Consider the following 10,812-nt stretch of genomic DNA (forward strand, 5'->3'; position numbering starts at 1 on the left):
ATCGTCGCCGGTGAAGACGAGTTCCACGTCGTCGGAAGCATCTACCAGGCCGGGACGACTGGAGGTCCGGAGGAAATCGAACTCGTCGCCACCAACACCGAGACGGACGACGAGATCAGCCTCGGTACTCAGGAGGTCGAACTCGCCCCCGGATTCTACCACCTCGGCGCCATCAACATCTCGAACACCATCGACGAGGCCGGTACCTACGACCTCGAACTCGGCGATCGCGACGCCGGCACCATCGAGGTCGAAGAAGCCTACTCCGACGTTCAGGTCATCGCCGCGTCGGTCTCTGAAATGGTCCTCACGGAGGGTGAAGAATTCCACGTCGTCGGCAGCATCTATCAGAACGGCACCGTCGACGAATCGCAGCAAATCGACCTCGTCGCGACGAACAACGAGAGCGGTGAGGAGATTCACCTCGGAAACCAGTCCGTCGAACTCGAACCCGGCTTCTACCACCTCGGCGGGATAAACATCACCACGTCGGTCGACGAGGCCGGCACGTACGACCTCACCCTCGGCGGTCACGACGTCGGTACGGTCGGCGTCGACGAGTCGCCCTCGGACATCCAGGTCATCGCCGCGACGGTTTCAGAGATCGAAGTGCTCGAAGGCGAGGAGGCGAACGTCACCGGGAGTATCTACCAGGCCGGCGATAGCGGGACGGAGGAGATCGATCTCGTCGCAATCGACCAGAATACGAGCGAGGAAACACACCTAGGCAGTCAGGAGGTCACGCTCGAATCGGGGTACTACCACCTCGGCGCGGTCGAGATCGACTTCCAGATCGACGAGCCCGGTAGCTACGACCTCGAACTCGGCGGTCACCACGCAGGAGAAATCCTCGTCGAAGCGGCGTACTCCGACGTTCAGGTCATCGCCGCCTCCGCGTCCGAAGACGAGATCGTCGCCGATGAAGACGAGTTCCACGTCGTCGGAAGCATCTACCAGGCCGGAACCACCGACGGCCCCGAGGAAATCGAACTCGTCGCAATCGATGAGGATGGCGAGGAAACCGTCCTCGGCAGCCAGGAGGTCGAACTCGCCCCCGGCTTCTACCACCTCGGCGCGCTCAACGTCTCGGCCACCATCGACGAGGCCGGCACCTACGACCTCGAACTCGGCGATCGCGACGCCGGCACCGTCGAGGTCGAAGAAGCCTACTCCGACGTCCAGGTCATCGCGGCCTCCGCGTCCGAAGACGAGATCGTCGCCGGGGAAGACGAGTTCCACGCCGTCGGTAGCATCTATCAGGCTGGAACAATCGGCGGCACGGAGAAAATCGAGCTCGTCGCAATCGATGAGGACGGCGAGGAAACCGTCCTCGGCAGCCAGGAGGCCGAACTCGCCCCCGGCTTCTACCACCTCGGCGCGATCAACATCTCGGCCACCATCGATACGCCCGGAACGTACGACCTCGAACTCGGCGACCGCCCCGCCGGTACCGTCGAGGTGCTCCCCGCCGAATCGGACATTCAGGTCATCGCGGCCTCCGCGTCCGAAGACGAGATCGTCGCCGGCGTTGACGAGTTCCACGTCGTCGGAAGCATCTATCAGGCTGGAACAATCGGCGGCACGGAGGAAATCGAACTCGTCGCCACCAACGCCGAGACGGACGACGAGATCGTCCTCGGCAGCCAGGAGGTCGAACTTCAGCCTGGCTTCTACCACCTCGGCGCCATCAATATCTCGAACGCCATCGACGAAGCTGGCACGTACGACCTCGAACTCGGCGATCGCGACGCCGGCACCATCGAAGTCGAAGCGGCTTACTCCGACGTCCAGGTTATCGCCGCCTCCGCGTCAGAAAACGAGGTCGTCGAAGGCGTCGGCGAGTTCCACGTCGTCGGGAGTATCTACCAGGCCGGAACAATCGACGGCCCAGAAGATATCGAGCTCGTCGCCACCAACACCGAGACGGACGACGAGATCAGCCTCGGTACTCAGGAGGTCGAACTCGCCCCCGGATTCTACCACCTCGGCGCCATCAATATCTCGAACACCATCGACGAGGTCGGCACGTACGACCTCTCCCTCGGCGAGCGCTCGGCCGGCGAACTGACCGTCACCGAACCGATCGTCGAACCGACGATCGCGGGCGTCGAGGGCCCGTCAGACGGCTTCGACGCGGACGCCGGCGTCGACCTCGTCTACGCGAGCGACGAGGCCACCGTCGAGATCGACGTCGACGCGGACCTCGACCTGGACTCGGTGACGCTCCGGGTGTCCTCCCAAGAGACGAGTTACACCGTCCTCACGGAAGCGACCGAAGCCGACCTGGACGCGCTCGCGAGCGGAGAGACCTGGAGCGCACCCGTCCCGCTCGACGATATTCCAGACGACGGTCGCTACGACCTCTCCGTGATCGCCGTCGACGAACGCGACACCCTCGGAACCCACGAGTGGGGCGGCGCGCTCGCGGTCGACCGTGAGGATCCGTCGATGTCGGTCCGTATCGAGGACGTCGATAGCGAGGACGCCACGGTCGTCGTCGAGAGCGATACGCCCCTGGTCGAGCCACCGACGGTCGACGTCTCGTTCACCGAACCGTCGACGGCCCAGCTCGACCCGGTCGAACTCGCGCCAACCGACGGGCAGAACACGACGTTCGAGGGAACGCTCGAATTCGCCGACTCCGGCGAGTACGACGTCACCGTTACCGGGACGGACCGCGCCGGAAAGGAAGGATCCGACACCGCCTCCGTCGTGATCCACACCGGCTTCACGCTCGCCGACGGCACCATCGAGATCGCGGAGACCGGAACGACGATCGACTTCGAACTCGTCGACGACGCGGCGCTCACCTCGGAGGAGCTCTACGTCGCCCTCTCGGAGAACGCCGTGGACGCGAACCTCGGCGGCGGGGAACTCGGCGTCGGCTTCCTGACCGCCGAACTCGACGGACTGCTCGAGTACTACCTCGACGACGGAACGATCGAGTACGCGACGATCGAACTGGCGGTAGACGAGGACGCGCTCCCGACCGGTGCCGGCGTCGACGACGTGGGGCTGTACCACTACGATGGCGGCGGCTGGAGCGACGTCGACTCGACGATCGTCTACGACGACGGCGATCCGTTCGTCACCGCCGACGTCACCGGGTTCTCCACCTACGGGGCGCTCGTGATGGACGAGGACGCGCCGGTACTCACGGGTGTCTCGCCGGGCGACGGCGACGAACTCGCCGCGGGCACCGACGAGGTGACCGTCCGCTTCGAGTACGACGACGAGCAATCGGGCGTCGACGTGGGCTCGATCGAACTCGAGATCGACGGGACGGACGTCACGACCGACGAGGCGACCAGCATCACGTCGTCGTGGACGGAACACGTCCTCACCGTCGAGGACGGCGAATCGTACGAAGCGACGCTCACGGTGGCCGACGAGGCAGGAAACGACGCGACGTTCGAGACGACCTTCGCGGTCGACGAACCGGCCAGCGTTCCCCAGCCGCCCGAGGACGATGACGACGCGGACGACGGGCCGGGCGACGCCGATGACGATGCGGACGACGGGCCGGGCGACGCCGATGACGGCGCCCCCGACGACGATCCGTCCGACGCTGACGATTCGACAGACTCGGACGACGCCGACGAGCCGGGCGAGGACGACACGCGTGACGACGCGGAGCAACCACCCACAGACGACGATGGGTCGGCCGATGACGGTCTGTCCGGATTCGGCCCGCTCGTCGCGCTCTTCGCGATCGTCCTCGCGCTGTCGGCCCGGTTCGTGACGACACGGCGATAGGGCGCTCGATCGACGATGGTCAGGAGGGAACCGATTGTTCGGACCGTCTCTGGAGTGCGGGTGGACGGCGGCCACGCCGAAGAGTCGTCAACCTCGGGACGGCCCGCTGTCCGTCTCGACAGTCCGCGAGCACGCTCGTCCGCGATCCGACGGACCGAGCCGGCGATTCGCTCGGCTTCGTTCGAGCTGTGCGGCGTTGCACCGTGGACGGATTCACCGAACATCGTCCCGTTCGGTAGACGCCACGCCGGCCGCATGCGCCGGTGACGGTGGTCTTTTGACGCCGCTTTCCGTCACTGTGGGTATGGAGCTACACCCGGTCCCGGACCTGCCCGAGATCGAGTCGGGCGACGACCTCGCCGCGCTGATCGCCGAGCGGGCGGATCTCCGGGCGGGCGACGTCGTCACCGTCGCGAGCACGGTGGTCTCGAAGGCCGAGGGGCGGACGGCGGATCTCACGGACTTCCCCGCCGGCCCGCGGGCCCGGGAGATCGCGGTCGATCTCGCGGAGATCGCCGGCGAGGAGAAGGATCCGCGCTTCGCGCAGGCGGTCCTCGAGGAGAGCACGGAGCTGATCCTCGAGGCGCCGTTCCTGCTGACCGAAACGCGCTTCGGCCACACCTGCGTCAACGCGGGGATCGACCGCTCGAACGTTCCGGACCACGACCTGCTGTTGTTGCCCACGCACCCGACCGCGAGCGCCGAGCGGATCCGCGAGGGGCTGCTGGAACGGACGCCGGGACTCGGCGGACCGGACGCCGACGGGGGCGATTCGTCCCGCCCCGTGCGGGACGAATCGCCCGCCTCCGGGCTCGCGGATCTGGCGGTGATCGTCACCGACACCTGCGGGCGGCCGTTCCGACACGGTCAGCGCGGCGTCGCGCTGGGCTGGGCCGGGATGCCCGCCAGCCGCGACTGGCGCGGCGAGCGCGACCGGGACGGTCGCGAGCTCGGCGTGACGGTCCAGTCGGTCGTCGACGAGCTCGCCGCGGCCGCGAACCTCGTCACCGGCGAGGGGGCGGACGGCACCCCGGCGGTCGTCGTTCGGGGCTTCGCGTTCGGCGACCTCGCCGGGAGCGACGAGCTCTTTCGGCCGGTCGAGAACGACCTCGTCCGCCAGGCGCTCAGGGAGTGGTCGTTCGAATGACCGCCGACGGGTCGGAACCGGCCGTCGAGGAGGCGACCGAGATCGTGCGCGCGATCGAACTCACCCCCGAGCACCCGCCGGAGCGAGTGGCCGAGCTGGCCGCCCTCGCGGAGGGCGAGGGGTTCGACGCGGCGTTCGCGAGCTCGCACTACTTCAACCGCGACCCCTGGGTGACGCTGTCGCGGATGGCCGACGCCACGGACGAGATCGCGATCGGCCCCGGCGTCGTGAACCCCTACGAGACCCATCCGGCGGCGCTCGCGGCGAAGGCGGCGACGATCGACGAGGTCAGCGGCGGTCGCGCCGTCTTCGGGGTCGGCGCCGGCGACCGGTCGACGCTCTCCGCGCTGGGCATCGAGCGCGATCGGCCCCTGCGGCGGGTGCTGGAGACGGTGCGCCTCGCCCGCCGGCTCTGGGCGGGCGAGACGGTGACGCGCGAGGACGCGGTGACCGTCCGGGACGCCTCGCTCAACCTCGAGCCGACCGAGATCCCGATATTCGTCGGCGCGCAGGGGCCGGGGATGCTCCGGATGAGCGCCGCCCACGCCGACGGCGTCCTGATCAACGCCGCCCACCCGCGGGACCTCGAGTGGTCGGCCGAGCGGATCGCCGAGGGACTCGACGAGCGGGCCGACGACCGCGGCCCGTTCCGCTCGCTGGCGTTCGCGAGCGTGAGCGTCGCCGAAACCGCCGGGGCCGCGCGCGAGGCGGCCCGGCCGCCGGTGGCGTTCATCGCCGGCGGCGCCGCGGGGCCGGTCCTCGAGCGCCACGGAATCGACGAGGAGGCGGCGGCCGCGGTGAGCGACGCCTTAGAGCGCGGCGACCTCTCGGTTGCCTTCGACCGCGTCACGCCCGAGATGATCGACGCCTTCTGCATCGCGGGCACGGTCGAGACCGTCGCCGACCGATTCGCGGCGGCGCTCGAGCACGTCGACGGCATCGTCGTCGGCTCGCCGCTGGGCCCCGACCTCGACGCGGCAATCGAGCTGGCCGGGCGGGCGCTCGAACTGGCGGCCGAGGAGACCGACTGACGCTCCGACCGAGGAGACCGACCGACGCTCGCGGAACGGGCGCCGCCCCGTCGGTCGGGTGAGGGCCGAGGCTTACTCGGGGGTGACGAGGTCGACGACGGCGCCGAGGGTCAGCACGCCGAAGACGGCCATCGAGACGAAGACGAGCAGCGTCCCGACGGGCAACAGCAGGGGCGCGAGCCCGTCGCCCGCGGCGACGTCCATGAAGTACTCGTTCATCTCGGTCAGCTGGTCGACGAGGGCGTTCATCGGCGAAACGGTGGTCATGTCCGAACGTTTCGACCGACCGTACTTGGCCGTGCCGGTCCCGGCCGCTCACGGACGAGACCGACTGGATCGGGGCCGCGACCGGAACGACCCCGTCACGACGCGCCCCGCAACCGGACCCGACGCCAACCGGGCCCGACGCCAACCGGACCCGACGGCAACCGGACCCGGTTGCGACCGACTCGAATCGGGCGAGCACCGCCGCTTAAGGTTCGCGATCCCCTACGGCCCACCAGTGAAGGAGTCCAGGCTTACCGACTTCCTCGGTGGCGAGGACGCCGAACGCGACGGCGAGAGCGATCGAGCGGGCGCCGAGACCGACGGTGAGGGCGGCGAGAGCGATCGAACGGGCACCGAGACCGACGGTGAGGGCGGCGACAGGGACTCGGCGGACGGTACGATCGACAGCGGTGCGAACGCGGAGGCTGACGCGGCTGGCAGCGGTCCGGCGGCCGACGCCGAAATCGATCCGGCCGACGGGCCGACGGTCACCTACGCGTCCGGCGTCGATCGGTCGTGCGCGGCCTGCGGGGCGGCCGCGGATCGGTTCTGGCGGGCGGACGAGGGGTTCGTCTGTCCGGCCTGCGTCGAGTGGTGACGGCGGCCATCGCGGCCGCTCGCGCAGATTTCGACCGTAGGCAGCCCCTACCGATGGGTCTCTCCCTCCAGAACATTTATGCCTCTCACGGGGCTTTGTATGAACGCAATGGCGAAAGGTACGGTTGCGTTCTTCAACGACACTGGCGGCTACGGATTCATCGAAACCGACGACGCAGACGAGGACGTCTTCTTCCACATGGAGGACATCGGCGGGCCCGACCTCGAGGAGGGTCAGGAGCTCGAGTTCGAGATCGTCGAGGCCGAAAAGGGCCCTCGCGCGACGAACGTCGAGCGCCTGTAAGGCGGATCCGAAGGGGTATCGTTCTCAGATCGTCACGTTCGTGAGCGGCTGGTGTGGCGCGGATCGACCGCCGCCTTGCGGGTGTGGCGCAGACCGACCGCGCGCCGACCGTCGCCCGGGCGGGTCGGTCGACCGGGAGAGCGACTGCCGCGCCCCGAGAGCCCGCGCTCGCTCGGCCGGTGAAACGGATCGCGCGCTCGTCGGCGATCCGCCCGTCGACCGCGACCCGATGGACCCTCGATATCGCGGGTGCAGGTTCCGTCGATCGCGGGTATCGCGAGGGTACGCCGGCGCCTAGTCGGGGGTTCGTCCCAAAGACTATTATTGTGAGACGCGAGACTGGTCTAGCGAACAGACCGTCCATCAGGGTTCCCGACAGACGACGATCTTCGCTCTCACATGACAGATACGGACGCGAAACAATTCGATGGGGTACCGCAATCGACGGGGGGCGTGAAGCCGCTCTCCGTCGAGGAGGCCGCGAGACTGTGCGAGGCCATCGAGCGCAACGTCGGCCGGGTCATCGTCGGCAACGACGAGACGATCCGGCACGTGGTGACGGCGATGCTGGCCCGCGGGCACGTCCTGCTCGAGGACGTGCCGGGGGTGGGAAAGACGATGCTCGCCCGTTCGCTCGCGCGATCGATCGACTGTGACTTCCGGCGCGTGCAGTTCACGCCCGACCTGCTGCCCTCCGACATCACCGGCGTGAACGTCTTCAACCAGCAGTCCCGCGAGTTCGAGTTCCAGCCGGGGCCGGTGTTCGGCAACGTGGTCCTCGGCGACGAGATCAACCGGGCGCCGCCGAAGACCCAGAGCGCGCTGCTGGAGGCGATGGAAGAGGAGCAAGTGACCGTCGACGGCGAGACCCGGCCGCTCCCGTCGCCGTTCACGGTGATCGCCACTCAGAACATGATCGAGCCGAACCGGACCTACGAGCTGCCGTTCGCGGAGGTCGACCGGTTCATGAAGAAGCTCTCGATGGGCTACCCGAGCGCCGACGAGGAAGCGGAGATGCTCGACCGCGCGGCGGCTCACCATCCGATCGAGGAGCTCGAGCCGGTGGCCGACCGCGAGGCCATCCGCCGGGCGCGCGAGACCGTCGCGGAGACGACGACCCGGACGGAAGTTCGCGAGTACGCCGCCCGCCTCGCGGCCTACACGCGCGAACACGCCGAGATCGGCGCCAGCCCGCGCGCGACGATCGCGCTCGTCCGGGCGGCGAAGGCCCGCGCGGTGACCCGGGAGCGCGGCTACGTCATCCCCGACGACGTGAAGGCGTCGGCCCCGGTGGTGCTCGCCCACCGGATCAAGCCGTCCTCCAGCGCCCGGGAGACCGACGGCGCGGCGATCGTCGACCAGGCCCTCACGCGGGTCAGCATCGGCTGAGATGAGGCTGACCGGACGCGGCTGGGGGGTCCTGATCGCGATCGTCGTCGCCGTACTCATGGGTGCCCAGTACGGCTCGCGTTCGCTCAACGCGATCGTCGTCCCGCTCGCGGTCGTCGGCGTCGCCGCCGCCGTGACGGTTTCGCGCGCGGACCGCCCCGACGTCGAGCGACTCCCGATCGAGGCCGGCCACGTCGGCGAGTACCGGACCGTGGCGTTCGTGCTCTCGAGCGGCCGCGGCACCACCGCGACGGTGATCGATCGGGTCGGCGACGGGCTGACGGCCGACGCCAACCGGTTTGAACTCACGATCGCCGGCGAGACGCGCGTCGAGCACCCGGTCCGCCTCGACGCCCGCGGCGAGCGCACGGTCGGCCCGACGACGGTGATCGTCCGGGACCTGCTCGGCCTCCTCGAGCGCCGGTTCGAGTGCGAGGCGACCGAGCCGGTGGTGGTCTACCCGCCGGTGTACGAGCTCCGGACCGACGCGCGCCGGGATCTCGCGTCCTTCGCGAACACCGCCCGCGAATTCGAGCGGGCGGAGTTCGATCACCTCCGCGAGTACGAGCGGGGCGACTCGCTGCGGGACGTCCACTGGAAGTCCGCCGCCAAGCGCTCGGACGACGAGCTGATCGTCAAGGAGTTCGTCGCCGACGAGGGCCTCGACCGCGTCTCGCTGGTCGCCGAGTGCCGACCGGGCGACGCCGACGAGATGGCGGCCGCGGCGGCGACGCTCGTCGACCACCTGCTCGACCTCGACGTCGGCGTCGTCCTCGCCGTGCCCTACGACCGCACGGCCGAGGGCGGTCCGGACCGGCGCGACGCGCTGTTTCGCGCGACCGCGACCGCGGACGAGGGGACGGCCGGTAGCCACCACCGCGAGGAGGCCGACGTCGTGATCCGGGCCGACGCGGACGGCGTCGTCGTCGACTTCGGCGATCGAACGGTCCCCTTTGCGGAGCTGTGCGTCTACGAGGACGGCGACGCCGGCGATTCGGAAGCCGTCGGCCCGCGCGCCGGCGCCGGGTCCGACGGACGGCTCGGGGGTGTGCGCGCATGAGCACCGGCGCAGTCGATCGGTTCGGTCGCGACGTCGGCGCCGCGTTCCCCGGCGCGGATCGGTCCCCGTCGTCGCTGGCGTTCCGCGGCCTGGCGCTCGCGTGCAGCCTCGTGCTCGTCGGCTCGACCCTCCTGGTGTTGCGCGAGATCACGGGGGTCGTCGGGGGGACGAACTCGCTGTACGCGATCGTCGCCGCCGCGCTCGCGACCGGGACGGTCGCCGCGGCGATCCTGCGCGAGCGCACCGCCGCCGCGTTCGCGCTCGTCGTCGCGGCGATCGGGTTCGCCTACTACTTCACCGCCGCCGGCGTGGGCGTCGCCGCGGCGCTCTCGCACCTCGATAAGATCGTCTCGGATACGATCACGCTGGCGACCGGCCTGGAGCTGCTGCGGATGGTCGAGGCCGGCACCTGGGCGCTCGCCTTCGCGCCCGCGCCGGCGTTTCTCACCTGGTACCTGGCGCTCCGCCGGCGGTACGCGCTCGCCGTCGTTCCCGGCGGCCTGGCGCTGTCGTTCCTCGTGCTCACGGGGGACGCCGGCACGACGGTGACGCTCGCCGGAACCGTCGCCGGAATCGGGGTCGTCGGCTTCGGCGAGCTCGAGCGCCGCGGCGGGACGATCGGCCAGGCGGACGCGCTGGCCGTTCTGCTGGCCGCGATGATGCTCCTCTCGCTGGCGATCCCGCTGGTTCCCGGCGGCTCGTCCGATCCCGCCCACCTGATCGACGGCGAAGGCCCGGGAACGCTCGAGGGGAGCGTCGTCGGGGCGGAGGATCGGTCGACGATCGAGGGGAGCGTCTCCCTCTCGCCCGAGGTGCGATACACGATCGAGAGCGACGAACCGGCCTACTGGCGCACCAACGTCTACGACCGGTTCACCGGCGACGAGTGGGTCGTCTCCGGCGAGCACGGCCCCTACGACGGCCGGCTCGCCCCGCCGCCAGGCGACGGGCGACCGCTCGTCCAGGAGGTCGCCGTCGAGGCCGACATTCAGGCGATGCCGATGGCGAACCACCCGATCGCCGTCGACGACGGCGTCGGCGAGTTCGTGGAGGTGACCGACCACGACCAGTTCCGCCCGACCGTCACGCTGACCTCGGACGACAGCTACACGGTCGAGAGCGCCGTCATCGATCCGGACCCCGACGAGCTGCGCGCGGCCGGGACGGACTACCCCGCCGAGTTCGACCGGGATCGCTACCTCCAGCAGCCGGAGGACGTCTCCACCGCGTTCGAAGAGCGGACGAGCGAGATCGTCGACGG

General features: G+C 69.5%; 8 protein-coding genes and 1 pseudogene. 8 read left to right on the forward strand and 1 reads right to left on the reverse strand.

Going from position 1 to position 10,812, the window contains the following annotated elements; translation table 11 throughout:
• The 3 genes and pseudogenes from QZT59_RS07525 to QZT59_RS07535 all read left to right on the forward strand — a co-directional run.
• A pseudogene (locus QZT59_RS07525) lies at window positions 1-3,756 on the forward strand (S-layer protein); the annotation flags it as partial.
• Window positions 3,757-4,060: 304 nt separating this feature from the next.
• Window positions 4,061-4,903 (forward strand): coenzyme F420-0:L-glutamate ligase, encoded by an 843-nt coding sequence (locus QZT59_RS07530; protein WP_290813650.1) that lies wholly within the window; start codon window positions 4,061-4,063, stop codon window positions 4,901-4,903.
• A complete protein-coding gene (locus QZT59_RS07535; RefSeq protein ID WP_290813653.1) occupies window positions 4,900-5,934 on the forward strand; it encodes a 5,10-methylenetetrahydromethanopterin reductase in 1,035 nt (344 codons plus the stop codon). The genes QZT59_RS07530 and QZT59_RS07535 overlap by 4 nt, the downstream gene beginning before the upstream one ends.
• A 72-nt stretch (window positions 5,935-6,006) precedes the next feature.
• On the opposite strand, the gene QZT59_RS07540 is transcribed toward QZT59_RS07535, so the two are convergent.
• Entirely contained in the window at window positions 6,007-6,201 is a 195-nt protein-coding gene (locus QZT59_RS07540) for a hypothetical protein (RefSeq protein WP_290813654.1), read from the reverse strand.
• Between the two features lie 235 nt (window positions 6,202-6,436).
• On the opposite strand from QZT59_RS07540, the gene QZT59_RS07545 reads away from it, so the two are divergent.
• From QZT59_RS07545 to QZT59_RS07565, 5 genes are all read left to right on the forward strand, one after another.
• Window positions 6,437-6,799, forward strand: a complete 363-nt coding sequence (locus QZT59_RS07545) for a hypothetical protein (protein WP_290813656.1) — start codon at window positions 6,437-6,439, stop codon at window positions 6,797-6,799.
• A gap of 108 nt (window positions 6,800-6,907) precedes the next feature.
• Complete coding sequence (locus tag QZT59_RS07550) at window positions 6,908-7,102, forward strand: cold-shock protein (RefSeq protein ID WP_049991716.1); 195 nt, start codon at window positions 6,908-6,910, stop codon at window positions 7,100-7,102.
• Between the two features lie 399 nt (window positions 7,103-7,501).
• Entirely contained in the window at window positions 7,502-8,491 is a 990-nt protein-coding gene (locus QZT59_RS07555) for a MoxR family ATPase (RefSeq protein WP_290813665.1), read from the forward strand.
• A 1-nt stretch (window position 8,492) separates the two neighbouring features.
• The gene (locus QZT59_RS07560; RefSeq protein WP_290813668.1) at window positions 8,493-9,551 is read left to right on the forward strand and encodes a DUF58 domain-containing protein; all 1,059 of its coding nucleotides are present in this window, start codon (window positions 8,493-8,495) and stop codon (window positions 9,549-9,551) included.
• Window positions 9,548-10,812, forward strand: a 1,265-nt coding sequence (locus tag QZT59_RS07565; protein ID WP_290813671.1) for a DUF3488 domain-containing protein, incomplete at its 3' end; no start/stop codon positions are given. The genes QZT59_RS07560 and QZT59_RS07565, both read left to right, overlap by 4 nt.

The organism is Halovivax sp., assembly GCA_007119345.1.
GTDB lineage: Archaea > Halobacteriota > Halobacteria > Halobacteriales > Natrialbaceae > Halovivax.

Excerpts from the sequence above, each read along its gene's own strand:
- QZT59_RS07530 (WP_290813650.1), top strand. The coding sequence starts at position 4,061 with ATGGAGCTACACCCGGTCCCGGACCTGCCCGAGATCGAGTCGGGCGAC.
- QZT59_RS07535 (WP_290813653.1), top strand. The coding sequence starts at position 4,900 with ATGACCGCCGACGGGTCGGAACCGGCCGTCGAGGAGGCGACCGAGATC.
- QZT59_RS07540 (WP_290813654.1), bottom strand. The coding sequence starts at position 6,201 with ATGACCACCGTTTCGCCGATGAACGCCCTCGTCGACCAGCTGACCGAG.
- QZT59_RS07550 (WP_049991716.1), top strand. The coding sequence starts at position 6,908 with ATGGCGAAAGGTACGGTTGCGTTCTTCAACGACACTGGCGGCTACGGA.
- QZT59_RS07555 (WP_290813665.1), top strand. The coding sequence starts at position 7,502 with ATGACAGATACGGACGCGAAACAATTCGATGGGGTACCGCAATCGACG.
- QZT59_RS07560 (WP_290813668.1), top strand. The coding sequence starts at position 8,493 with ATGAGGCTGACCGGACGCGGCTGGGGGGTCCTGATCGCGATCGTCGTC.